This window comes from Halomonas litopenaei, from assembly GCF_003045775.1.
GTDB lineage: Bacteria > Pseudomonadota > Gammaproteobacteria > Pseudomonadales > Halomonadaceae > Halomonas > Halomonas litopenaei.
The window spans coordinates 486,273-510,688 of sequence record NZ_PXNS01000001.1; the positions used below are offsets into that span (position 1 = coordinate 486,273).

General features: G+C 64.6%; 23 protein-coding genes. 18 read left to right on the forward strand and 5 right to left on the reverse strand.

Annotation, left to right across the window (positions count from 1 at the left end; genetic code table 11):
- Positions 1-99: 99 nt before the first annotated feature.
- The 8 genes from C6W88_RS02290 to C6W88_RS02325 all read left to right on the forward strand — a co-directional run bounded on the left by C6W88_RS02290 (position 100) and on the right by C6W88_RS02325 (position 7,987).
- Positions 100-2,562, forward strand: coding sequence for an LPS-assembly protein LptD (locus tag C6W88_RS02290; protein WP_045991848.1), 2,463 nt, complete (start codon positions 100-102; stop codon positions 2,560-2,562).
- Positions 2,563-2,639: 77 nt separating this feature from the next.
- Positions 2,640-3,281, forward strand: a complete 642-nt coding sequence (locus tag C6W88_RS02295; RefSeq protein ID WP_045991849.1) for a SurA N-terminal domain-containing protein — start codon at positions 2,640-2,642, stop codon at positions 3,279-3,281.
- Positions 3,282-3,292: 11 nt separating this feature from the next.
- Positions 3,293-4,342 carry a 4-hydroxythreonine-4-phosphate dehydrogenase PdxA gene (gene pdxA / locus C6W88_RS02300; RefSeq protein ID WP_108131618.1) on the forward strand — a complete coding sequence of 350 codons (1,050 nt, stop codon included), beginning with the start codon at positions 3,293-3,295 and terminating at the stop codon, positions 4,340-4,342.
- 41 nt (positions 4,343-4,383) lie between these two features.
- Entirely contained in the window at positions 4,384-5,196 is an 813-nt protein-coding gene (gene rsmA, locus C6W88_RS02305) for a 16S rRNA (adenine(1518)-N(6)/adenine(1519)-N(6))-dimethyltransferase RsmA (RefSeq protein ID WP_045991850.1), read from the forward strand.
- A complete protein-coding gene (gene apaG / locus C6W88_RS02310; RefSeq protein WP_045991851.1) occupies positions 5,193-5,573 on the forward strand; it encodes a Co2+/Mg2+ efflux facilitator ApaG/CorD in 381 nt (126 codons plus the stop codon). Before rsmA ends, apaG begins: the two co-directional genes overlap by 4 nt.
- 39 nt (positions 5,574-5,612) lie before the next feature.
- Entirely contained in the window at positions 5,613-6,425 is an 813-nt protein-coding gene (locus C6W88_RS02315) for a symmetrical bis(5'-nucleosyl)-tetraphosphatase (RefSeq protein WP_045991852.1), read from the forward strand.
- Positions 6,426-6,491: 66 nt separating this feature from the next.
- Positions 6,492-6,830, forward strand: a complete 339-nt coding sequence (gene glpE, locus C6W88_RS02320; protein WP_045991853.1) for a thiosulfate sulfurtransferase GlpE — start codon at positions 6,492-6,494, stop codon at positions 6,828-6,830.
- The gene (locus C6W88_RS02325) at positions 6,827-7,987 is read left to right on the forward strand and encodes a tRNA nucleotidyltransferase/poly(A) polymerase-related protein (protein WP_108131337.1); all 1,161 of its coding nucleotides are present in this window, start codon (positions 6,827-6,829) and stop codon (positions 7,985-7,987) included. Before glpE ends, C6W88_RS02325 begins: the two co-directional genes overlap by 4 nt.
- Positions 7,988-8,000: 13 nt before the next feature.
- On the opposite strand, the gene folK is transcribed toward C6W88_RS02325, so the two are convergent.
- Positions 8,001-8,543, reverse strand: a complete 543-nt coding sequence (gene folK, locus C6W88_RS02330; protein ID WP_045991855.1) for a 2-amino-4-hydroxy-6-hydroxymethyldihydropteridine diphosphokinase — start codon at positions 8,541-8,543, stop codon at positions 8,001-8,003.
- Complete coding sequence (folB, locus tag C6W88_RS02335) at positions 8,543-8,908, reverse strand: dihydroneopterin aldolase (RefSeq protein ID WP_045991856.1); 366 nt, start codon at positions 8,906-8,908, stop codon at positions 8,543-8,545. Before folB ends, folK begins: the two co-directional genes overlap by 1 nt.
- 204 nt (positions 8,909-9,112) lie before the next feature.
- Here folB and C6W88_RS02340 point away from each other — a divergent pair, with 204 nt between their 5' ends.
- Positions 9,113-9,700: a glycerol-3-phosphate acyltransferase gene (locus C6W88_RS02340; protein WP_045991857.1), complete on the forward strand. Its 588-nt coding sequence runs from the start codon at positions 9,113-9,115 to the stop codon at positions 9,698-9,700.
- A 79-nt stretch (positions 9,701-9,779) separates the two neighbouring features.
- Here C6W88_RS02340 and tsaD read toward each other — a convergent pair whose 3' ends face one another.
- Positions 9,780-10,808 (reverse strand): tRNA (adenosine(37)-N6)-threonylcarbamoyltransferase complex transferase subunit TsaD, encoded by a 1,029-nt coding sequence (gene tsaD, locus C6W88_RS02345; RefSeq protein WP_108131338.1) that lies wholly within the window; start codon positions 10,806-10,808, stop codon positions 9,780-9,782.
- Positions 10,809-11,197: 389 nt separating this feature from the next.
- Between tsaD and rpsU the strand changes: the two genes are divergently transcribed.
- The 3 genes from rpsU to rpoD all read left to right on the forward strand — a co-directional run bounded on the left by rpsU (position 11,198) and on the right by rpoD (position 15,574).
- Positions 11,198-11,413, forward strand: a complete 216-nt coding sequence (rpsU, locus tag C6W88_RS02350) for a 30S ribosomal protein S21 (RefSeq protein WP_013333229.1) — start codon at positions 11,198-11,200, stop codon at positions 11,411-11,413.
- 198 nt (positions 11,414-11,611) lie between these two features.
- Positions 11,612-13,426: a DNA primase gene (dnaG, locus tag C6W88_RS02355; RefSeq protein ID WP_045991859.1), complete on the forward strand. Its 1,815-nt coding sequence runs from the start codon at positions 11,612-11,614 to the stop codon at positions 13,424-13,426.
- Between the two features lie 312 nt (positions 13,427-13,738).
- A complete protein-coding gene (gene rpoD, locus C6W88_RS02360; protein ID WP_108131339.1) occupies positions 13,739-15,574 on the forward strand; it encodes an RNA polymerase sigma factor RpoD in 1,836 nt (611 codons plus the stop codon).
- A 216-nt stretch (positions 15,575-15,790) separates the two neighbouring features.
- On the opposite strand, the gene C6W88_RS02365 is transcribed toward rpoD, so the two are convergent.
- Entirely contained in the window at positions 15,791-16,438 is a 648-nt protein-coding gene (locus tag C6W88_RS02365) for a hypothetical protein (protein WP_108131340.1), read from the reverse strand.
- A 193-nt stretch (positions 16,439-16,631) separates the two neighbouring features.
- Positions 16,632-17,555, reverse strand: coding sequence for a LysR substrate-binding domain-containing protein (locus C6W88_RS02370; protein WP_108131341.1), 924 nt, complete (start codon positions 17,553-17,555; stop codon positions 16,632-16,634).
- Positions 17,556-17,794: 239 nt separating this feature from the next.
- Here C6W88_RS02370 and C6W88_RS02375 point away from each other — a divergent pair, with 239 nt between their 5' ends.
- The 6 genes from C6W88_RS02375 to C6W88_RS02400 all read left to right on the forward strand — a co-directional run bounded on the left by C6W88_RS02375 (position 17,795) and on the right by C6W88_RS02400 (position 24,368).
- Entirely contained in the window at positions 17,795-19,174 is a 1,380-nt protein-coding gene (locus C6W88_RS02375) for an L-serine ammonia-lyase (protein WP_108131342.1), read from the forward strand.
- 335 nt (positions 19,175-19,509) lie between these two features.
- Entirely contained in the window at positions 19,510-20,286 is a 777-nt protein-coding gene (locus C6W88_RS02380) for an ABC transporter ATP-binding protein (protein WP_045991864.1), read from the forward strand.
- Positions 20,283-21,035 carry an ABC transporter ATP-binding protein gene (locus tag C6W88_RS02385; RefSeq protein WP_108131343.1) on the forward strand — a complete coding sequence of 251 codons (753 nt, stop codon included), beginning with the start codon at positions 20,283-20,285 and terminating at the stop codon, positions 21,033-21,035. The genes C6W88_RS02380 and C6W88_RS02385 overlap by 4 nt, the downstream gene beginning before the upstream one ends.
- Before the next feature lie 139 nt (positions 21,036-21,174).
- A complete protein-coding gene (locus C6W88_RS02390) occupies positions 21,175-22,422 on the forward strand; it encodes an ABC transporter substrate-binding protein (RefSeq protein WP_045991866.1) in 1,248 nt (415 codons plus the stop codon).
- A 70-nt stretch (positions 22,423-22,492) separates the two neighbouring features.
- Entirely contained in the window at positions 22,493-23,380 is an 888-nt protein-coding gene (locus C6W88_RS02395; RefSeq protein ID WP_045991867.1) for a branched-chain amino acid ABC transporter permease, read from the forward strand.
- 70 nt (positions 23,381-23,450) lie between these two features.
- A complete protein-coding gene (locus C6W88_RS02400; RefSeq protein WP_371931873.1) occupies positions 23,451-24,368 on the forward strand; it encodes a branched-chain amino acid ABC transporter permease in 918 nt (305 codons plus the stop codon).
- Positions 24,369-24,416: the final 48 nt, after the last annotated feature.

Consider the following 24,416-nt stretch of genomic DNA (forward strand, 5'->3'; position numbering starts at 1 on the left):
AGGGCGGCCGTGGCGCGAATCTCGTTGGAACAGATCGGCGTTACAGGTCGGCCGCGGCCTGTATAATACCGATTCACCCCGTCGAGGACAGCGTGCAACATGGCCAAGCGATACGCATGGACGGCCCTGGCGGGCCTCGCCACCACCAGTCTGGTGTCGTCCCCCCTGTGGGCGGCCCCACCTGAACCCCTGCCGGCAAGCCAGATGGATTGGCAGCCCTGGGGCGATGACCGTCCCGCCGGGACGGTGTGCCGAGGCTACTACGTTCAGCCCGAATACCGCCTTCCTGCGCCGGCCATCGATGGCCAGGTCAACAGCGAATCCAACACCGCCAACTACGGCACCGACGGTGACACCGTGCTCGACGGTGAAGTGGTGCTGCGCAAGGGCGATACCCAGCTCGAGGCAACCCGGGTGCAGGTACCACCGGAGCGTGACCTGGCCAACGCCAGTGGTCCCCTGACCCTGCGCGACAAGGGCCTGCTGGTGCGCGGTGACAGCGCCGAGGTGTCGCTGAACAGCGACCAGGCCACCATCGATTCGGCCCACTACGTGGCCCACGAGTCGCGCCTGCGCGGCGATGCCATCCAGCTCGAGCGAGTCAGTGACAACGTCTTTCGTCTGCGCGAGGCCAGCTTCACCACCTGTGAGCCTGGCGACAGCACCTGGCGCCTGATCGGCAACGATATTCTGCTGGATCGCAATCAGGGCTACGGTACCGCCAAGCATGCCCGCCTGGAGGTAGGCGATGTGCCGGTGTTCTACTGGCCCTGGGTGCGCTTTCCCATCGACGAGCGGCGCCAGACAGGCTTCCTGTGGCCGACCATCGGCGTCTCCGACGGTGGTGTCGACTACGCGCAGCCCTTCTATCTGAATCTGGCGCCCAACTATGACGCCACCATCACCCCGCGCTGGATCGACGACAGCGGGTTATTGATGGGGGCGGAGTTCCGCTACCTGTTTCCCACCGATCAGGGCACCCTGGAAGGCGCCTACATCGGTGACGACGAGTCCGCCGGAGATGACGACTCCACCACCGAGCTCGAGAACGGCGACGAACGCTGGTACTTCGACTACAGCCATTACGGGCGCTTCAGCTCGCGCGTTCCCTACCGGCTGCGCTATGGCGCCGCCAGTGACGGCCGCTATTTCGATGACTTCGGGCGTACCTTTGGTGAGACCGATACCAGCAACATGGCGCGTCTGGCCCAGATCGACTACCTCGGCGACACCTGGAACCTCCAGGCCAAGGCCCAGGGCTATCAGCTGCTGGACGATCCGGTCGACGAAGGCGACAAGCCCTTCTACCGGCTGCCGAGCCTGACCGCCAACGGCCGCTGGTCCCAGGACCTCGGCTTCTATCAGGAGTGGAACTCCAACGCCACCTACTTCTGGCGCGATATCGAGGGCGACGAGAACGGCTTCTACGACTACGAGGATACCCAGCGCCGCATCCCGCTCAGGGAAGACGTCAAGGGCGCCCGCCTGGATCTGGCGCCGGCGGTGGGCTACCGCTTCGAGCCGAGCTGGGGCTTCTTCGAACCCCGCGTGGCGCTGCAGCACACGAGCTATGACCTCGACTATGACGAGCGCATCACCGACAACAGCGAGAGCCCGACGCTGACCGCACCGGTGACCACCATCGACGCCGGGCTGATCTTCGAGCGCGACTTCGCCTTTGGCGGTGACGACTGGCGCCAGACCCTCGAGCCACGCCTCAACTACGCCTACGTACCGGAGCGCGACCAGAGTGACTTCCCCGACTTCGACACCGAGGAACTGGCGTTCTCCTGGGGCCAGCTGTGGTCGCCGTACCGCTTCTCCGGCGGCGATCGTCTGGGCGACCTGAACCGTTTGTCCTACGGCGTGGAAAGCCGCTTCCTCGAAGACCAGAGCGGCCGCGAGCGGTTGTCTGTGGGGGTCGGGCAGTCGGCCTACTTCGAGGACCGCAATATCGATATGGCCGGTGATCCCGACACCTTGCCCGGTGATGAGGAGTCGTTCGACTACTACGAAGCCACCCGCGATCGTTCGCCCTGGGTGACCCGAATCAACTGGCAGATCACCGACAATTGGAGCACCCGCTGGCAGTGGCTCTACGACGACGAGGAGAGTCGCACCGAGAGCACCGGCCTCGGCGTGCAGTACCGTGCCGACGCCGGTCACGTGCTCAACCTGGGCTACCGCTGGGAGATCGAAGGCTTCGACAACGCCGACGATGACGATGACGTTCGCAACTACAACCGCGAAGAGTACGACATGTCCTTCGCCTACAAGGCGACGGATCGTTTCGACGTCATCGGCCGGGTGCTCTACGACAACACCAACGACCGTGCCCTCGACCAGATGGCGGGTGTGCAGTGGAACGACTGCTGTTATGGTGTGCAGGTCGTGTGGCGCGAGTGGATCGAAGACGAGGACACCGCCAACAACATCGAGGACGACACCACGGATCGCGGGCTCTTCCTGCGCTTTGTGCTCAAGGGCTTCGGTGGCATCGGTGGCGACGCGGACACCTACTTCCAGTCTGCGGTGCCCGGTTACCGTCCCGGCCTGAACTAAATACCCTGGCGTATCCCCAACGGCGAGCACGAGACGTGCTCGCCGCATCGAATCTGAGTGAACGAGGAAGCATGACTATGCGTAGCCGACCCCTTGCCGCCCTGGCGATGGCCGCCTGTCTGGCACTGACCACCGTGGCGGCCCACGCCCAGGACGGTTACCGCCAGCCGCTGGATCGGATCGTCGCCGTGGTCAACGAGGACGCCATCATGGCCTCCCAGCTCGATGACCGTGTCGAGCAGGCCATGGCCAGACTGCGCGCCAGCGACATGGACACTCCTCCGGAGCAGGCCCTGCGTGAGCAGATTCTGGACCGCATGATCGTCGAGGAGATCGAGGTGCAGATGGCCGAGCGCATGAACCTGAGCGTCGACGATACCGAGCTCAATCGTCAGGTGCGCGCCGTGGCCAACCAGAACGGTGTCAGCCTGGAGCAGTTCGCCGATCGGCTCGAGTCCCAGGGCATGAGCCTGTCCCAGGTGCGTGATCAGATCCGTCGCGAGATGCTGATCATGAAGGTCCAGCAGGCCCAGGTGTCCAGCCGGATCAACATCTCCGAGTCCGAGGTCGAGCGCTATCTGCAGCAGCAAGGCGTCGGTACCAGCCGCGAGGAGGCGCGCCAGGCGATCTTCCAGCGCAAGGCCGGCGATGAACTCGAGAAGTGGGTTCAGGAAATTCGCGGCGAGGCCTTCGTCGAGAAGCGCCTGAACCAGGGCTGATGTCGCAGCGGATGAAGGCACCGATCGTGGTGACCACCGGCGAACCCGCCGGCATCGGTCCCGAGCTTGCCCTGATGCTGGCTGCGCGCCACGCCACCGACTGGGTCGCCATTGGCGACCCAGAGCTGTTGAGGGCTCGCGCCCTGGCGCTCGGACTGGATGTCGAGGTGGTAATAGTGGCACCGGGCGAGGCGCATCCGGGGCCGCGCCGGCAGCGTCTGGCGGTGTGGCCGGTCGCGCTCAAGGAGGCCAGCGAGCCTGGCGTGCTGTCGACGGCCAACGCCGACTATGTGCTCGAGACCCTGGATATGGCGGTGGCCCAGTGCCTGGCCGGCAAGGCCTCGGCGATGGTCACGGCGCCGCTGCACAAGGGGGTGATCCGCGACGCGGGCCATCACCACTTCACGGGCCACACCGAGTACCTGCGCGATGCCTGCGGGGTCGAGGAGGTGGTCATGATGCTGGCCACCGACAGCGCCCTGCACGGGCGCGTCGTCTCGGCCGACGCCACCACTGATTCATTGCATTCGATACCGCTGCGGGTGGCCCTGGCGACCACCCACCTGCCGCTGCGCGAGGTGGCCGATGCACTGTCTCAAAAGGGTCTCGAGCGAGTGCTGCGTATTCTGGCCCGGGACCTGACAGACTTCTTTGGCGTTGTCTCTCCGCGGATCGCCGTGTGCGGTCTGAACCCCCACGCCGGCGAGGATGGGCATCTCGGGCGCGAAGAGATCGAGATCATCACCCCGGTGCTCGAACGGCTACGTGAAGAAGGACTGGCCCTTGACGGGCCGCTGCCGGCGGATACCCTGTTCACCCCGCGTCATCTCGACGGCGTCGACGCGGTGCTGGCGATGTATCATGACCAGGGTCTGCCGGTGCTCAAGTATTCGGGATTCGGCCAGGCCGCCAACATCACATTAGGGCTGCCGCTGGCACGGACCTCGGTGGACCACGGCACCGCCCTGGACCTGGCCGGGCATGGCACTGCCAGTCCCGATAGCCTGGCGGTGGCGATTGCCCTCGCCGAGGATATGGGAAGCCGGGTGGCCGAGCGCTGAAGGTCCGTCACCCCAACCCTCGTTTTGCAAAGGATTCAAGCATGTCATCCCGCCCCACGGCGCACCGGGCCCGCAAGCGCTTCGGTCAGAACTTCTTGCGTGATCCCGGCGTCATCTCGCGCATCGTGCGTTCCATCGGGGCGCGCCCCGGCGACCGTATGGTCGAGATCGGCCCTGGCCAGGGGGCGCTGACCGAGCCACTGCTCGATGCCACCGACGGTGATCTCGAGGTCATCGAGCTGGACCGGGACCTGATTCCGGGGCTGCGGGTGCAATTCTTCAATCACCCGAACTTCGTCATCCACGAAGGCGATGCGCTCAAGATGGACTTCGTTGCGCTACGCGGCGAGGGCCAGCCACTCAGGGTCGTCGGCAACCTTCCCTACAACATCTCGACCCCGCTGATCTCGCACCTGCTCAGGGCCGGCGACGCCATCCAGGACATGCACTTCATGCTGCAGAAGGAGGTGGTGGATCGTCTTGCGGCGCCACCGGGCGGAGGTGATCGTGGGCGGCTGTCGGTGCTGGCGCAGTACTTCTGCGACGTCGATTCGCTGTTCGTGGTACCGCCGGAGGCCTTCGTGCCGCGTCCCAAGGTGGACTCGGCCATCGTCAGGCTGACCCCGCGTGAGCGACCCCAGGGGCGGGCCAAGGACGAGACGTTGCTGTTCGACGTGGTGCGCGAGGCCTTCGGTCAGCGGCGCAAGACGCTGCGCAACAATCTCAAGGGACGCATCGACGGTGACGCCCTCGAGGCCCTCGGTATCGATCCGAGCCGGCGGCCCCAGACGCTGGAGGTGGAAGAGTTCGTGTCCATCGCCAACGCCTTGAGTGCAGAGGAGAATCCGTCATGAGCGAGATGCCTGACGTAAGGGTCGATGTGGAGCCCGCCTATCGTGAAGATGAATCTTCGCCGATGGAGAACCGCTTCGTGTTCAGCTACACGGTGACGGTGCACAATCATTCGCCGGGGAATATCCAGTTGATGGCGCGTTTCTGGAAGATCACCCAGACCAGCGGGCAGGTCCAGGAGGTTCGCGGCAAGGGGGTGGTCGGCAAGCAGCCGATGATAGGCCCCGGTCAGACCTTTCAGTACACCAGTCGTGCCATTCTCGACGGGCCGGTAGGGTTCATGGAAGGGGCCTACACCTGCGTGGACACCGCCAGCCAGCGTCCCTTCGAGGTGCCGATCACGGTGTTTCGCCTGGCCACACCCAACCAGATTCACTGATCTGGCGAATCGAACGCCCTTCAAGAGCCCCGAGATCCTATGAAACGCTACGCTATCGGTGACCTTCAAGGCTGTCACGAGGAATTCATCGCCCTTCTCGAGGCGCTCGACTTCGATCCACGTCGGGATCAGTTGTGGCTGGCCGGAGATCTGGTCAACCGCGGGCCGGGGTCGCTGGCCTGCCTGCGCGAAGTGATGGCGCTGGGGGAGGCGGCCAGGGTGGTGCTAGGCAACCACGACCTGCATTTGCTGGCGGTGGCGCGAGGTGGCGCCGCGACCAAGCGCAAGGACACCATCGACGATATTCTAGAGGCCGAGGATCGCGAGACCCTGCTCGACTGGCTCCAGGCCAGGCCGCTGCTGGTGCGCGATGGCAATACCCTGATGACCCACGCCGGTCTGCCGCCCCAGTGGGGGCTGGATCAGGCCGAGTCGCTGGCTGGTGAGGTCGAGTGGATGCTGACCGGCGAGCGTGCCGGCGATTTTCTCACGCGCATGTACGGCAATCGTCCGCGCCGCTTCAAGCCGCACCAGGAAGGGGTCGACCGCCTGCGGGCCATCGTCAACACCCTGACCCGTATGCGCTTCATCGACGCCGAGGGGCGCCTGGATTTCGACGCCAAGGAAGGCTTGGACAGCGCGCCGGATGGCTTCGCTCCCTGGTTTCAGTACCCTCGCCAGGATGATCCCTGGCTGCTGTTCGGCCACTGGGCCGCGCTCAACGGCGAGGCCATCGGCAGTCGGGTTCGCGCCGAGGCGCTGGATACCGGCTGCGTCTGGGGCGGCAGTCTGACCGCGCTGGACCTGGACAGCGGCGAGCGCATCAGCGTGCCCAGTCGGCAGTTTGCGTAACGCCGCAGGCCACTCGCCGATACCCGCTTCCCCGTGCCCGACCCTTCCCTTTATCAAGGAGTCCATATGACGTCCGCCGCCTTCGAACATCTGGATATCGAGCGCCTGAGCCAGTGGCTCGATGAGCAAGGCGAGCTGTGTCTCGTCGATATTCGCGATCCCGGCAGCTACGCCCAGGGCCACATTCCCGGCAGCCGCCATCTGGACAACCACAGCGTAGGGCCGTTGGTCGAACAGACGCCGAAGGATAGACCCCTGGTAGTGGTGTGCTATCACGGCCATTCCAGCCAGCAGGCGGCAAGCTGGCTCAGCGCCCAGGGCTTCGAGCGCGTCTACAGCCTCGATGGTGGCTTTACCGAGTGGCAGCATCGCCTGCCCGAACGGGTGAGCCGGACGGCGTCATGACCCAGGAACGCGAGCAGCGTCAGGGCGACGAGCCTTGTGCGGGGCTGGAGGTCTATCGGGTGGGTGGCGCGGTACGCGACGCGCTGCTTGGCTGGCCGGTGAAGGACACCGACTGGGTGGTGGTCGGTGCCACCCCCGAGGCCATGCGCCAGCGTGGTTTTCGCCCGGTGGGGCGCGACTTTCCGGTATTTCTGCACCCCGAGACCCACGAAGAGTACGCCCTGGCGCGGACCGAGCGAAAGTCCGGTCACGGCTATACCGGCTTTGTGGTGCACGCCAGCCCCGAGGTGACCCTGGAGGAAGACCTGGCCCGCCGCGATCTGACCATCAACGCCATGGCCGAGTCACTCGACGGCGCGCTGGTGGATCCCTTCGATGGCCGTCGAGACCTCGATGATCGACTGCTGCGCCACGTCAGCCCGGCTTTCGTCGAGGATCCCTTGAGGGTGCTGCGTACCGCCCGCTTTCTGGCCCGTTATGCAGGTCTTGGCTTTCGCATCGCCGAACCGACCCAGGCGCTGATGCGCCAACTGGCCGACAGCGGTGAGCTCGACCATCTGGTGGCCGAGCGGGTCTGGGTGGAGACCGAGAAAGCGCTCGGCGAGCCCGAGCCGCGGCATTACTTCGATGCCCTGGCCGCCTGCGGTGCACTTGAGCGGCTGATGCCGGCGCTGAACGAGGCGGGCGGTGATGCCCTTGAGCGCGCGCTTGTGCGGATGACGAGATTGCCCGAGGCGTTGTCCGGTTCGCCCTGTTGGCGCTGGGGGCGCCTGGTGGAGGCACTGAGTGCGCCCGCACGCAAGGCCCTGGAGGAACGCCTCAAGCTACCCAACGACTATCGTGACGCCGGGCATCAATTGGCGTCGACCCGGCAGCTGGCGTCGTCGCTTGCTCAGGGCGGTGATCGCTCGGCGCCGTCGATCGCCATGGACTGGCTCGATGGCATCGACGCCTGGCGCCGCGGTGAGAGGGTGGCGCCGCTGCTGGCGGTGCTGGCACTTAGGCGTCCCGGGGACGCCGAACGGTTGGCGCTGGGCTATCGTACGGCGCTGGCGCTCTCGCCCAGAGACCTGCTCGATGAGGGCTTCAAGGGTGCGGCGCTGGGTCAGGAGCTACGACACAGGCGGCTTGCCGTCCTGGAAGACGCCTGGCGCTAGCGGGCTTGCGGGGCTACTGCTCGAGAGTCCCCTCGAGTGCTGCGCGTGAAGGCAGCGCCCGATCCCCCCAGTGGAACTCGATGGGCCACAACGGCTGGTCGTCCGCGTCGAAGGCCTGCCAGATCTCCTGATAGCAGCGCCCGTCGAGGGGGTGGCGGTGCTCCGGCAGCAGCTCGGCCATGGGCCAGAGCACGAAGGCGTGGTGCAGGATTTCGCCTCGCGGCAGGCTGACGCCGTCGATGTCGCCTACCTGCTCGCCGACGGTGAGGATGTCCACGTCGAGGGTGCGAGGGCTGAACTTTGGGCTGTCCTTGCGTCGACCATTGGCGGCCTCGAGACGTTTGCACCAGGCCTGCAGTTCGCCAACGGACCAGTCGCTGTAGAGGGCGACCACCAGGTTGTAGAAGTTGCGACCGTCTTCGAAGCCGACCGGCTTGCTTTCGTAGACCCGCGAGATGGCAAGCTCGCCAAAGGTCTCCGACAGGGCGTCCAGGCAGACGCGAATATGCTGGTCGCGCTCGATATTGCTGCCAAGACTCAGGGTTACCAGCGCCATCAGTGGCCCCCGGGGCGCTGACCGCGCTCGATGCTGACGCCTACGGCGCGGGCGTTGGCCACCGCCCCGGGCTTGCGCAGGGTCATCTTCAGCCAGGGCACGCCGAACTCCTCCTGCAATAGTTCCGCCAGCCGCTCGGCGAAGGTTTCCACCAACTCGAAGCTGTGTTCTTCGGCGAAGACCCCGATGCGACGGCTGATGGCGTCATAGTCGAGGGTCTGGCTCAGGTCATCGTCTTGCGCTGCAGCGCGGATGTCGGTGGCCAGCACCAGGTCCAGCGTCAGGCGCTGGGTGATGCTGCGCTCCCAGTCATAGACGCCGATGACGGTATCCAGTTCAAGGCCTTCGATCAGTACCTGATCCATCGGTGATCCCCGGTGATTGTCCTCCCGGCCGCTAAGCAAGAACCGGGAAAAGCAGGTGTGACAAGGCGCCCGATTGTACTTGAGCCGCCCCCCGGGAAACAGGCCGCGGGTGACTCGCGAGTGCTCGTACTGGCAAACTACGACGGAATGCCCTTGAGTGTGGCATCTTTCGCCAGCACCGGTTGCGTCGGGTCAGGAGTCGCCATGGGTTCATCGTTGGAAGTGATACTGCCCTTGACCGCTCTTGCCTACCTGAGCGGCACCTGGCTGGGCGCCATCAGCGTCTGCCGCTGGGCCGGGCGCCCGGATCCGCGGCTCAGCGGCTCCTGCAATCCCGGCTTCTCCAATGTGCTTCGCCAGCACGGCGTGCCGCTGGCGCTGGCGACGCTGGCGATCGACGCCCTGAAAAGCTGGCCGGTGCTGCTGCTCGGCCTGTGGCTCGAACTGCCGCCCTGGGGGCTAGGCCTGGTGGGGCTCGGTGTGCTGCTGGGCCACTGCTACCCGGCGTGGTATCGCTTCCGTGGTGGCAAGGCGGTGGCCAGCGCCTTCGGCGTGATGCTGTTGTTGACCCCTGGGGTAGCCTTGGTCAGCGCCGTGATCTGGGCGCTGCTTGCCTGGTGGGCGCACACCGCGGCGGTGGCCTCATTGACCAGCGCCACCCTGGCCCCGCTGCTGAGCCTGTGGCTGGCGCCGGACTTTGTCTGGGTAGTGCTGGTGTTCGCCGGTCTTGTGGTGGCCCGCCACGCCATCAATATCGGCCGGTTGCGCCAGGGCAAGGAGCCCCACCTGTAAAGCGACCGGCTCGATGGGGCAGGCTGGGCTCCTGGGCGTATAGAGAGCGCAATCATGGCCCTTTCTTCTTGCTAGTCGACTACGGCGCGCTGAGTTGATCCATCGGCCAGCGCGGCACCGCCTTCATCTGACCCACGGTATCCTTTTCTCCTGCGATCAAACGCTGGGCTCCCGCATAAGCGATCATGGCGCCGTTGTCGGTGCAGAAGCGGCCGCGAGGGTAGTAGGCGCGAGCCCCCTGTTTTCGCGTCGCTTCTTCCAGCTTGGCGCGCAGGCGCACATTGGCACTGACACCGCCGGCCACCACCAGGCGGGTGAGCCCGGTCTGCTTGAGGGCCCGACGGCACTTGATCGCCAGGGTGTCGGCGACGGCCTCCTCGAAGGCTCTGGCGACGTCGGCGCGGGCCTGGTCGTCGAGCTGGCCAGCCTGTTCTAACTGACGAATGGCGGTCAGGGTGTGGGTCTTGAGCCCCGAAAAGCTGAAGTCGAGACCCGGGCGATCGGTCATCGGCCGGGGGAAGCGGAAGCGGCCCGGGTCGCCGCCCTCGGCCAGGGCAGCTACCCGCGGGCCGCCGGGGTAATCGAGGTCCAGCATCTTGGCAGCCTTGTCGAAGGCTTCACCGGCGGCATCGTCCACCGATTCGCCCAGCAGTTGATAGCACCCGATGCCGTCAACCTGGACCAGCTGGGTGTGGCCGCCCGAGACCAGCAATGCCACGAAGGGAAAGGCCGGAGGCTCGTCCTCGAGCATGGGAGCGAGCAGGTGTCCTTCCATATGGTGAACGCCGAGCACCGGAATGCCGAGTGCGCGGGCCATGCCGTGGGCGGTGCTGGCGCCGACCATCAGCGCGCCGACCAGCCCGGGGCCTGCCGTGTAGGCGATGGCGTCCAGCTGGGTGCGTTCGAGCTGTGCTCCAGAGAGCACCTGGTCGATCAGCGGCAGCAGGCGCCGGGTATGGTCGCGAGAGGCGAGTTCCGGCACCACACCGCCGTAGTCCGCGTGCATCGCCACCTGGCTATGCAACGCATCGGCCAGCAAGCCGCGGTCGGTGTCGTAAAGGGCGACGCCGGTCTCGTCGCAGGAGGTTTCGATGCCTAGTACGCGCATGGATCGGGCTCGGGAAACGGTGAAAGGGGGGAGTATTCTACGCCGATTTGGCTTCCGCTGCATAAGCGACGGGCTCCCTTTCGGCGGCCGCGGCGCGCCTTGTGGCAGGCAAGCAGCGCTGGCGGCGGGTACAGATTGAAGGGTGAGCGAGACGAAAGCATTTGCAAGAAAGCGGGATGGTCACTAAAATACTGTCCGCTGCAAGACTGGGTCGTGCATCCAGGGCTCGCTTCCCCCGTCTCTGTTCCGTTTCAGGTCATGCCCGCAGGGTTCCTGCGCTGAGCTGTTGTCAGCTCAAGGGTTGGCCGGACAAGGAGTGGTGCGGGGTATTGGCCTTGAAGGTGTGCGTACAAACCGAACTCAAGTTACCCAAGGTAGGTGAGTGCTTAATGCCTTCTGTCAAAGTACGTGATAACGAGCCGTTTGACGTCGCTCTGCGTCGCTTCAAGCGTTCCTGTGAAAAAGCCGGCGTTCTGTCCGAGGTTCGTCGTCGTGAGCAGTACGAGAAGCCGACTGCCGAGCGCAAGCGCAAGGCTGCTGCCGCTGTCAAGCGTCACGCCAAGAAGCTCCAGCGCGAGCGCAAGCGTTTCGAACGGCTCTATTGATCCGTACTTGAGTCGAGCGCGGTCCGCCGCCCTCGGTTCAGGAGGACGCCAAGCGGCCGCCATTGAGGTGGCCGCTTGTTTTTCTGACGTTTGTCGCCGACTCCCGCTTCGCTTCTCTTGCTCCTGCTAGTGCATTGTCTAGCGCGTTTCAGTCTAGACTAGCGCGCTTCAGTCGAGAGAGCTCCTGTCGAGCAGAATATGGCCGGTCAGATTCCCCAGCGTTTCATCGATGATCTCCTTGCCCGCGTCGACGTGGTCGAAGTGGTGGGAGAGCGCGTCAAGCTGAAAAAGGCCGGGCGCAACCATTCCGGTCTGTGCCCCTTCCACCAGGAAAAGAGCCCGTCTTTCACGGTCAGTGCGGACAAGCAGTTCTATCACTGCTTCGGCTGCGGCGCCCACGGCAACGCCCTGCGCTTTCTGATGGAGTACGACAAGCTGCGGTTTCCCGAAGCGGTGGAGCAGCTGGCCTCGCGGATGGGAATGGAAGTGCCGAGGGAAGGGGCGGACGACCCTCGCGCCCAGGCCCGCGAGAAGAAGCGCAAGGAAGGCGTCAACCTGCTGGAAATGTCGGCCAGCTATTTTCGCGAGCGGCTCAAGATGCCGGAAGGCAAGGCGGCGCGCGAATACCTCGAGGGTCGAGGGCTGTCCGATGAGGTGCGCGAGACCTTCGGCATCGGCTACGCGCCGGCCCAGTGGGAGGCGCTGAAGCGACACCTGGGCAGCCAGGGCGTCGATGAGTCGGTGCAGATCGAGTACGGCCTGCTGGTGCATCACGAGGACAGTGGCCGCAGCTACGACCGCTTCCGCGACCGGGTGGTCTTTCCGATCCGCGACATTCGCGGCAGGACGCTTGGCTTCGGCGGCCGAGTGATGGGCGACGCCAAGCCCAAGTATCTGAACTCGCCCGAGACGCCGGTGTTCCACAAGGGGCGCGAGCTCTACGGCCTCTATGAGGCACGTCAGGCCAATCATCGCCTGGAACGCCTGCTGATCGTCGAGGGCTACATGGACGTGGTGGCGCTGGCCCAGTTCGGCATTCGCAACGCGGTGGCGACGCTTGGCACCGCCACCACCGCCGATCACCTGCGTCGGCTGTTCCGTCTGGTCAGCGAAGTAGTGTTCTGCTTCGACGGCGACAAGGCGGGACGCCAGGCGGCAGCGCGGGCGCTGGAAACGGTGCTGCCGGAGATGATCGATGGTCGCCAGGCACGCTTCCTGTTCCTGCCGGAGGGAGAGGATCCCGACTCCCTGGTGCGCAAGGAGGGAACCGAGGCCTTCGAGGATCGGGTGACGTGCGCAAGCCCTCTGTCGGAGTTTCTGTTCGAGCACGCCGCCCAGGGGCGCGATCTGGCGCAGCTTGAGTCGCGAGAGCGCTACGCCAGTCAGGTGCTGGCAGCGATCGAGAAGCTGCCGCAGGGGGTGCTCAAGTCGCTGATGCTGACCGAACTCTCGCGTCGCACCGGGGTCGAGCAGTCGCGCTTCGAGGCGCTGCTGGCGCCGGCGCCCGAGGACAACGACGTCGCGCCGGTCGATGAGTTTTTCGAACCCGTCGTCGAGGACGGCGAGCCGGCGCCACGGCCGCGCCGTTCCGGGGGCGCCCTTGGCCTGATGGCGCGAACCCTGCAATTGCTGGTTCACGAGCCCAGGCTGGTGGAGCGCTTGCCCGAATCGCTGGACTGGTGCGGGGGGCAGGACGAGGACGCCCGGCTGTGCCGGGAGGTCATTACCTTGCTGCGCGCTGGCGGCTACTCAAGCGCTCAGGTGCTGCTGATGCACTTCCACGGTAGCGAGGACGGTGAGCGGCTGGCGGCGCTGGCGCGACGGGAGTTGTTGATCCCGGTGGCAGCCAGGGCGGCGGAGCTCGATGGTCTGGTGAGCTATTTTCAGAGAGCCAGTCAGACCCCGTCCCGGCAGGAAGAGATCGACGCCTTGCTGAGGCGGCAACAGTCCGGCGAGCGGTTGTCGAGTGAAGAACGCGGGCGCTTGATGGAGTTGCTGGCGGCGGGGCGCTAGGTCGCTTGCGGCAGGGCGCGAGCGCTGTCACGACGGCAGGTTCGGCTACCACCAATGGTAAGAACCTGTGAGCGTTCGACGACAAATATGAGGTATGGATGTGGGTAGGGTTGAATTTTGTCCTACCATCACCATCTAAGGGATACGGCGCTGACAAGTGGCGCAACCAGATAAACTAACACACCTGAGACATCGCGCAAACACTCCAGACTGGCAGAAGTGGCCCCAAAACCGCTATACTGTCCGGCTTACCGAGTTTCTCCACCTTAGCGCTTCAGGTGCTTCATTCTTCTTCGTCGAGATAGGGTTTCTATGGCTGGAAATGCGCAGCAGCAGTCACGTCTGAAGGAGTTGATCGCGCGCGGCAAGGAACAGGGCTTCCTGACCTATGCCGAGGTCAACGACCACCTTCCCGAAGATATCGCCGACCCCGACCAGGTGGAAGATATCATCGGCATGATCAATGACATGGGTATTAACGTCGTCGAGGAAGCTCCCGACGAAGATACCCTGATGATGTCGGATCACTCAACCGATGAATCCGCGGCTGAAGAGGCAGTGGCGGCCCTGGCCGCGGTGGAAAGCGATGTCGGTCGCACCACGGACCCGGTGCGCATGTACATGCGCGAGATGGGCACCGTCGAGCTGTTGACTCGTGAAGGCGAGATCGAGATCGCCAAGCGCATCGAAGAAGGCACCCGTGAAGTCATGTCGGCGCTGGCCTATGTGCCGGGTGCCGTCGAGTCGATCCTCGATGCCTACGATGCCACCCAGGACGAGGAAGCGCCGGGACGTCTCTCTGACCTGTTTTCCGGCTTCATCGACCCCGACGAAGGCATCCCCGGCGTGGCCGAGGCCGAAGTGCCCGAGGTGGACGAGCAGGCTGCCAGCGACGACGACGAAGACGGCGAGGAAGAAGAGGACGACTCCGGTGGTGGCCCGGATCCGGAAGAGGCCCGTGCGCGTTTCGGGCAGATTCGCGAGCAGAGCCAGGCCGCCAACGCCGCCATCGAGACCCACGGTCGTCAGTCCCGTGAGGCTCAGGAAGAGCTGGCACGTCTGGCCGAGCTGTTCTCTCCGATCAAGCTGGTGCCCAAGCACTTCGAACGTCTGGTCGGACAGGTCCGCATCAGCGTCGAGCAGGTGCGTGCCCAGGAAAAGACGGTGATGCAGCTCCTGGTGAAGCAGGCCAAGGTGCCGCGCAAGGCCTTTATCAAGGCCTTCCCGAGCAACGAGTCCCGGCTCGACTGGCTCGACGACTTCATGGCCGACAACGCCCGCTACGCCGATCGTCTCGCGCCGCTCAAGGCCGACGTTCAGCGTGCCCAGCGCAAGATCGCCTTCGAGGAGGAGATGATCCAGCTGCCGGTGAGCGAGGTGAAGGAGGTCAATCGTCGCCTGTCCATCGGTGAGGCCAAGGCTCGCCGTGCCAAGAAGGAGATGGTCGAGGCCAACCTGCGTCTGGTCATCTCCATCGCCAAGAAGTACACCAATCGCGGCCTGCAGTTCCTCGACCTGATCCAGGAAGGCAACATCGGCCTGATGAAGGCGGTGGACAAGTTCGAATATCGTCGCGGCTACAAGTTCTCGACCTACGCCACCTGGTGGATTCGTCAGGCGATCACGCGTTCCATCGCCGACCAGGCGCGCACTATCCGTATTCCGGTGCACATGATCGAGACCATCAACAAGCTCAACCGCGTTTCGCGGCAGATGCTGCAGGAGATGGGGCGCGAGCCGACGCCTGAAGAACTGGGCGAGCGTCTCGAGATGCCGGAAGACAAGGTGCGCAAGGTGCTCAAGATCGCCAAGGAGCCGATCTCCATGGAGACGCCGATCGGTGACGACGACGATTCGCACCTGGGTGACTTCATCGAAGACTCCACCATGGTGCTGCCGATCGACTCGGCCACCGGCGAGGGCCTCGTCGAAGCCACGCGCAACGTGCTCGGTGGCCTGACCGCCCGCGAAGCCAAGGTGCTGCGGATGCGCTTCGGTATCGACATGAACACCGACCACACCCTCGAGGAGGTCGGCAAGCAGTTTGACGTGACCCGCGAGCGTATCCGTCAGATCGAGGCCAAGGCGCTGCGCAAGTTGCGCCATCCGACCCGCTCCGAACCGCTGCGCTCCTTCCTCGACGAGTAACGCCTGTCTCGACCGAGCAGGGCTTGCGTCGACAGCGAAGCAGTAGGGTGAGCACAGGACGCCCGTGGCGAAAGCCACGGGCGTTTTTTCATGTCATCGAATCAGGGTGAAGCGCTGCCGCACGCGAGCGTTTCCGGCGAGCGAAGGCTGAAAGCGACAACGCCCGCGGTGATGGCCGCGGGCGTTGTCGTGTCACGACGCTGTGGTGGTCGCGAGCTATTGGCTTCTGGCCTGGCGCCGGCGGATCCACAGCACCAGTTCGACCATGGCGAACATCAGCAGGGTGTACCCGAACAGTTCCGTGACCTCTTCGGCGGCGTCCTTGAATACCCTGACGTAGCGTTCGGCGAGCAGGGCCTCCCACATCTCGCTGCGGCCGTAGAGCCGCGAGAAGGCAAAGGTGCAAAGGAAGCCTGCTGCAAACAGGCCGAAGGCGAAGCTTTCGACGAACTCCTCGAACTCGCGTACGAAGGCGTGACGCTGGCGAAGCACGCAATAGAGAATGGGCAGCAGCAGCAGGGTCACCAGGGTCTGCCAGGCGCCGTCGAAAACGTAGGCGTCGAGAAAGGCGTCCTGCTCGCGAATCAGGGCGGCGCCGAGCAGACCGAACATCAATAGCGTCACCCGTGGCAGGCCGCCCAGCACCTGGCGGGCGTAGATCAGCAAGAGGCAGCTGATCAGCAGCCACAGTGTCTGCATGCTCTCGGTAAAGCCGACTTCGCTGAAGCGAATCTTTTCGGGCAGGCCGGTCTCCCACAGCACGCCCTGCATCATCGCGCCGATGATCAGGATATAGAGCAAGGCTCTGGCGCAGGTCGCGCGAAAGCTGATGGTAGGCGTGATGGAAGGGGGGGTATTGAGCATCCCTCTCAATCTCCAGAAAAGGGGTGTATCTGGGCGTGATTATACCCGTCGAGCCGGGGGAGTGTCTGGGAATCCCGAAGGATTCTTCGCCAGTCTTCGCCATATGCTTATACAGCATAGGTAAGGCGCAAGACAGGTGCCCGATGACCTGGTCAGGGCCGCTCATTCAGGCACGGGGGTTAGTGGTTAGTGGTTAGTGGTTAGTGCTGCGGCCGGCCTCCTCCACCAGCCAGTCGTGCACGGCCTTGACCCGGCGATCGTCGGTGGCGCCTGCGGCGTGGACGATGCCGTACTGCTTGCCACTGTCGACGCGGGCACGGAAGGGGGCGATCAGGGCGCCGCTCTTCAACTCGCTGGTGATCAGTGTTTCCCGGGCGATCGCCACCCCCATGCCGGCGATGGCGGCCTCCATGGTGAGGTGATTGCGGTTGAAGGTGTAGCCACGCTCCAGATTGATCGAAGGGGCGCCGATGGCGGACAGGTAGTGGCGCCACTCGCCATACTCCTGGCTGCCGCGCCAGGCGGTGATGTCATGCAGCAGCGGGTACCAGGCCAGGTCTTCGGGACGTCTGAGCGGTGGGCGGCCCTTCAGCAGGCCGGGTGAACAGACCGGGAAGATGCGTTCCTGCATCAGCGGGGTGATGGCAAGTCCCGGATAGTGGCCGTCGTTGAGGTCGAGTGCGAGGTCAAAGTCGCCGTCACGCAACGAGATGTTGCTGTCCTCGGCGGTGATATGCAGTTCGATATCGGGAAACCTGGCCTGCAGACGCGGCAGGCGGGGCATCAGCCACTTGTTGAGGAAGGAGGGCACCGAGCGCAGGCGGATGACCCCGCTCATTACCCCGCTGCGCAGGCGACTCACCTCGAGTCCCACCGCCTGGTAGGCGTCGTCCACCACGGCGGCCAGGCGCTTGCCTTCTTCGGTCAGTTCCAGGCGACGGGGCAGGCGTCGGAACAGCTTGAAGCCCAGCCGGTCCTCCAGTTGCTTGATCTGCTGGCTGACGGCGCCGGTGGTGACGTGCAGTTCCTCCGCCGCTCGGGTGAAGGACAGGTGGCGGGCGCTGACGGCGAACCCCTTCAGCCAGGCGTGGGTCTGGGCGTTGAGCAGTCGACTCATTGCGATGTGTTCCGACAAGAGGTCATGGTCTGGCCGTGGTATGGCGGTGGTTTAGGTATGGTTTAGCTGAGCTATAGTGAAGGCAAGATATTCTGCCTTGTCCATCGAAGCGATGGCAGCCAGCATAACGATATCCCGGAGGAACGACAGCCCTCGCTTTAGCGAAATTGACCTCGCAGGTCTCGGACCTCCGCCCCTCATGCCCCACACTTCGCGTCATTCGTACAAGAGGCAGCGCCATGGCTATCAGCGTATTCGACCTGTTCAAGATCGGGATCGGGCCGTCCAGCTCCCACACCGTGGGGCCGATGAAGGCCGCCTACGACTTCGTCGAGGCGCTGCGGTCGCAGGACCTGCTGGAGCGCGTCGCGGGGATCGAGATTCACCTCTACGGTTCGCTGTCGGCCACCGGCAAGGGCCACGCCACCGATCGCGCCTGCGTGATGGGACTGATGGGTGAGCGTCCAGACCGCATCGATCCGGCCGTTGTTGGCCCCTGCATCGAAGAGCTGCTCGAGAGCCAGACCCTGTTGCTCGGTGGTCAGGTGGCGGTGCCTTTCCTGTGGGCCAGAGACCTGCAATGGCACGAGGAGAGCCTGCCCTATCACCCCAACGCCATGACGCTGGTGGCCAAGGGGCACAGCGAGGAGGTCAAGCGCGAGACCTACTACTCGGTCGGAGGTGGCTTCGTCATCGACGAGGCCCAGGCCCGGGACGGAGCGCTGGATTCCGACACCACCCCCTTGCCTTACGACTTCAACAGCGGCGCGGAACTGATGGCGCTGTGTCGTCTGCATGGCATGAGCATCAGCGAGCTGATGCTGGAAAACGAGAAGGCCTGGCGCAGCGAAGCCGAGGTGCGCTCCGGTCTGTGGGATATCTGGCAAGCCATGCAGGCCTGCGTCAACCGTGGTGTCGAGGGGGAAGGGGTGTTGCCTGGCGGGCTCAACGTCAAGCGTCGCGCCGCGTCACTGTATCGCCGTCTCGAGGCGATGGGCGATGACGCGGGGCTGATCGCCACGACGTTTTCGGCGATGGACTGGGTCAACGTCTACGCCCTGGCGGTCAACGAGGAAAATGCCGCCGGTGGGCGCATGGTCACCGCGCCCACCAATGGCGCCGCGGGGATCATTCCCGCCGTGCTGCACTACTACATGAAGTTTCAGCCCGGTGCCTCCGAGAAGGACGTGGTCAACTTCCTGCTGACCGCCGGCGCCGTCGGCATCCTGTGCAAGAAGAATGCCTCCATCTCCGGCGCCGAGGTGGGCTGTCAGGGTGAGGTGGGATCGGCCTGCGCCATGGCCGCGGCCGGACTCGCCGAAGTCATGGGGGCCAGCGTTCCCCAGGTCGAGAACGCCGCCGAGATTGGGCTCGAGCACAATCTGGGGCTGACCTGCGATCCGGTCGGAGGCCTGGTCCAGGTGCCCTGCATCGAGCGCAATGCGATTGCCTCGGTCAAGGCCATCAACGCCGCCCTGATGGCCTGTCGCGGTGATGGTGAGCACTTCATCTCGCTGGACAAGGCCATCCGCACCATGCGCGACACCGGCGCCGACATGCAGGAGAAGTACAAGGAAACCTCCAAGGGGGGACTCGCCGTCAACGCCATCGAGTGCTGAGCAGGACGCGGGCGCTGGTCGTGGTGGTTGACCAGTCGCTCGACGAGGACCGAACCATTGGAGCCTCTTCTTTCAGGCCCCCGTCGCGCCAGCGCGACGGGGGCCTTGTGCTTTTCAGGGGGAAAACCTCGCGGGGCCAAGGTGTTGCCGGTTTGTCGTAAGCAACCTATTGAAATGCGGAGAATACATCTTTGGTCTTGTTCAACGCTTGGCCAATTGCGTCGGGCCTTTGACTCTTCTAGCTTACGTAAACGTAAAGTAGAGCGTCGCCATCGCGGCATCGAACAACCATAACAACCTCAAGCCAGGGACCCCGGTCCCGCAGAGGACGCCACATGACCCAGCAGTACGTGCTAGAGACCCGTGGCCTGACCAAGTCGTTTCGTGGCTTCACCGCCGTGGACGGCGTGGATCTCAAGATCACGGAAGGGCATATCCACGCCCTGATTGGCCCCAACGGCGCCGGCAAGACCACGGTCTTCAATCTGCTCACCAAGTTTCTTCCGCCGACCCGCGGCGAGATCCTCTATCGCGGCAAGCCGATCACCCGCATGCGGGCCAACGAGATCGCGCGGCTGGGGCTGGTGCGTTCGTTCCAGATATCCGCCGTGTTCGCCCACATGACCGCGCTCGAGAACGTGCGTGTGGCCCTGCAGCGCAATCTCGGCACCTCCTTCCATTTCTGGAAGTCAGAGCGCTCGCTGGAGCCACTCAACCAGCGTGCCATGGAACTGCTCGAGCAGGTGGGACTGGCCGACGTCGCCGATGTCCTCACCGTGGAGTTGCCCTACGGACGCAAGCGTGCGCTGGAGGTGGCCACCACCCTGGCGCTGGAGCCCACCGTGATGCTGCTCGACGAGCCCACCCAGGGCATGGGAGCCGAGGACGTCGACCGTATCGTCGAGCTGATTCGGCGGGTTTCTGCCGGGCGTACCGTGTTGATGGTCGAGCACAATCTGAGCGTCGTCAGTCGTCTTTGTGATCGCATCACCGTGCTGGCCCGGGGCTCGGTACTGGCCGAAGGCGACTATGCCAGCGTCTCGGCCGATCCGGCGGTGCGTGAAGCCTACATGGGCAGTGAAGCCAGCGTCGGTGAGGAGGCCAGCGCATGAACCAGACTCTCGACAGGCCAACTGCTTCACCGGCGGTCGGCGCCCATGGCGACGAGGCGCTCAGTCTAGCGGACGTCAACGCCTTCTACGGCGAGTCGCATATCCTGCATGGCGTGGAGCTGCGCGTGAAGCGGGGAGAGCTGGTGACCCTGCTGGGGCGCAACGGGGCCGGACGCAGCACCACCCTGAAGACCATCATGAACATGGTCGGTTCGCGCAGTGGCTCGATCAAGATCAACGGCCAGGAGACCCTGGGCATGAAGCCTCATCACATCCCGCGTCTGGGGGTCGGCTACTGCCCTGAGGAGCGTGGCATCTTCGCCAGTCTCGACGTCGAGGAGAACCTGCTGCTGCCGCCCACCGTGCGCTCGGGCGGAATGAGCCTGGATGACATCTACGCCATGTTCCCCAACCTCTACGAGCGGCGTCGCAGTCAGGGGACGCGGCTGTCCGGCGGCGAGCAGCAAATGCTGGCGATGGCCCGCATCCTGCGTACCGGGGCCGAGATCCTGCTGCTAGACGAGATCACCGAGGGGCTGGCACCGGTCATCAACCAGAAGCTCGCCGAGGTGCTGATTACCCTCAAGTCTCGGGGCATGACCATCGTGCTGGTGGAGCAGAACTTCCGCTTCGCCGCGCCCCTGGCCGATCGCCACTTCGTGATGGAACACGGTCGCATCATCGAGACCATCGAGGCGCGTGATCTGGACGCTCGTCGTGAGCACCTCAACAGCCTGCTCGGGGTCTAGTGTCCATGGCCGCTGTCTTCCAGGCCTTAGAGGACCTTTGCATCAACCACAAGATGTCCGGCAGTAGCCGTTCAACAACCACTTTCTAAACAACAACCTATTCAACAACAACAAGGGCCGCTGGCCCCAGGAGCCTCCCATGACCAAGGTACACGCTTCCTCCCCCCGTCTTGCCCGCCGCCACCTGGCCCTGGCGGTCGCCGCCGCCACCGGCCTGGGCCTGGCATCGTCGGCCATGGCGCAGGACGCCATCAGCGATGGCGAGGTGCGTATCGGCTATCTGGCCGACATGTCCGGCACCTACCGTGACCTGGCCGGCCCCGGCGGCCTCGAAGCGCTGAAGATGGCGGTAGAGGACTTCGGCGGCGAAGTCGCCGGTGCCCCCATCGAGGTGTTCAGCGCCGACGACCGCAACAGCGCCGACGTGGGCGCCAACACCGTGCGCGGCTGGGTCGACCAGCAGAACGTCGACCTGGTGGCCGGCATGGTCGCCTCCTCGGTGTCCATCGCCGTGACCAAGGTGCTGGAGGAGGCCGGCGGTCTGGCCATCATTTCCGGCTCGGCGGCCTCGAGCATCACCAACGAACACTGCACCCCGAACCATATTCACTACGTCTATGACACCTATCCGCTGGCCAACGGTACCGCCAAGGCGGTGGTCGAGCAGGGCGGCGACAGCTGGTTCATGCTCACCGCCGACTACGCCTTCGGTCATGCCCTCGAGAGCGACGTGGAAAAGGTGGTCACCGACAACGGTGGCACCATCATCGATCGCGTTCGCCATCCGTTCCCGACCAGCGACTTCTCCTCCTACATCCTTCAGGCCCAGGGCTCTGGCGCCAAGATCGTCGGTCTGGCCAACGCCGGCTCCGACACCGTCAACGCGATCAAGACGGCCAGCCAGTTTGGCCTGACCCAGAGTGGCCAGCAGCTGGCCGGCCTGCTGATCTTCCTCAACGACGTCCATGCCATGGGCCTGGAGACGACTCAGGGCCTGTTGTTGACCACCGGCTGGTACTGGGACATGGATGACGAGTCCCGCGAGTGGGCCGAGCGCTACTTCGAGCGGGTGGGCAAGATGCCGACCATGGTTCAGGCCGGCATCTACTCCAGCACCACCCAGTACCTGAAGGCGCTGGAAGACGCCGGCACCGACGATCCTGCCACCGTCAGGGCCAAGCTGGGCGAGGCGCCGATCAACGACTTCTTCGCTCGCAATGGCCAGATTCGCGAGGATGGTCGCATGGTGCATGACATGTACCTGGCCGAGGTGAAGGCTCCCGCCGACTCCGAGGGCGAGTGGGACCTTTACGAGATCCAGGCCACGATCCCGGCCGAAGAGGCCTACCGTCCGCTGTCCGAGAGTTCCTGCAAGCTCGTCAACTGAGCCGCCCGCGCTCGATCTACGCCGGGGTCACCAGGGTGGTGCCCCGGCCTGATGCTCAAGGGAAATCATCATGACCATGATATTCGGCGTACCGCTGGCGGTGTTCATGGGCCAGCTGATGCTGGGGCTGATCAACGGCGCCTTCTATGCGCTGCTCAGCCTGGGGCTGGCGGTCATCTTCGGTCTGCTGAAGATCGTCAATTTCGCCCACGGCGCCCAGTACATGCTGGGTGCCTTTGCTGCACTGCTCGGGGCTCAGTACCTGGGCATCAACTACTGGCTGGCGCTGTTGCTGGTGCCGCTGGTGGTCGGCGCCTTCGGTGCTCTGCTCGAGCGTCTGGTGCTGCGGCGCATCGCCCACCTGGATCACCTCTATGGGCTGCTGCTGACCTTCGGCCTGGCGCTGATCTTCGAGGGTAGCCTGATCAACCTGTTCGGCGTGTCCGGGGCCAGCTACCCGATTCCCGAGGCGTTGAGCGGCGGCATCAAGCTGCCCTTCATGTTCCTGCCGACCTATCGCGGCTGGGTGCTGGTGGCGGCCCTGGTGGTATGCCTGGGCACCTGGTTCATCATCGAGCGAACCCGGCTTGGCGCCTACCTGCGGGCGGGCACCGAGAACCCCGCCTTGATGCAGGCCTTCGGCGTCAACGTGCCGCTGCTGGTCACCCTGACCTACGGCTTCGGGGTGGCCCTGGCGGCCTTCGCCGGGGTACTCGCCGCGCCCTTGTACCCGGTGTCACCGACCATGGGCTCGAGTCTGTTGATCGTGGTCTTCGCGGTGGTGGTGATCGGCGGCATGGGCTCGATCCTCGGTGCCATCCTGACCGGTCTTGCCATGGGGCTGATCGAGGGGCTGACCAAGGTGTACTACCCGGAGGCAGCCAACACCGTGATCTTCCTGGTGATGATCATGGTGCTGATGCTGAGGCCCGCCGGGCTGTTTGGAAAGGAGGCCTGAGATGTCCACAACCACTACTTCGCCGACGCCGACTCAGACCCGGGCCCGCGCCGCGCGCCGACGCCAGGGCATGCTGATGATCGTGTTGCTGGCCATCGCCCTGGTCGCGCCGCTGTTTGCCTACCCGGTGTTCCTGATGAAGGTGCTGTGCTTCGCGCTGTTCGCCTGTGCCTTCAACCTGCTGCTGGGCTTCGCCGGACTGTTGTCCTTCGGCCACGCCGCCTTTCTCGCCACCGGGGGCTACGTCACCGGCTTTCTGCTGTCGAGCTATCCGGGCCTGACGCCGGAACTCGGGATCGTCGTCGGCACCCTGGCGGCGGTGATCCTCGGCACCCTGTTTGGGGCGCTGGCGATCCGTCGTCAGGGCATCTACTTCGCCATGGTGACCCTGGCGCTGGCCCAGATGATGTTCTTCTTCTACATCCAGGCGCCCTTCACCGGGGGCGAGGATGGCCTGCACGGTGTGCCGCGGGGCAAGCTGCTGGGGCTGATCGATCTGTCCGACAACCTGGCGATGTACTACGTGGTGCTGGCGATCTTCGTGATCGGCTTCGCCATCATCCAGCGCACCGTGCACTCGCCCTTCGGTCAGGTGCTCAAGGCCATCCGCGAGAACGAGCCACGGGCGGTGTCACTGGGCTACAACGTCGACGCCTACAAGCTGGTGGCCTTCGTCATCTCGGCGGGGCTTGCTGGCCTTGCCGGCGCGACCAAGACGGTGGTGTTCCAGCTTGCCTCGCTCACCGATGCCCACTGGCACATGTCCGGCGAGGTCATCCTGATGACCCTGGTCGGTGGTGTCGGCACCCTGTTCGGCCCGCTGGTCGGCGCTGGCCTGGTGGTCAGCCTGCAGACTCAGCTGGCGCAGTCGCCGCTGGGCAACTGGGTCAGCGTCATCCTGGGGTCCATCTTCGTGCTCTGCGTGCTGAGCTTTCGCAGCGGTATCGTCGGCGAGATCCAGAACATGGTGCGCAAGAACTTCAAATAGACACGGCGATTGCCGCTGTTCTCCCGCTGCCCGGCCTCAAGGCCGGGC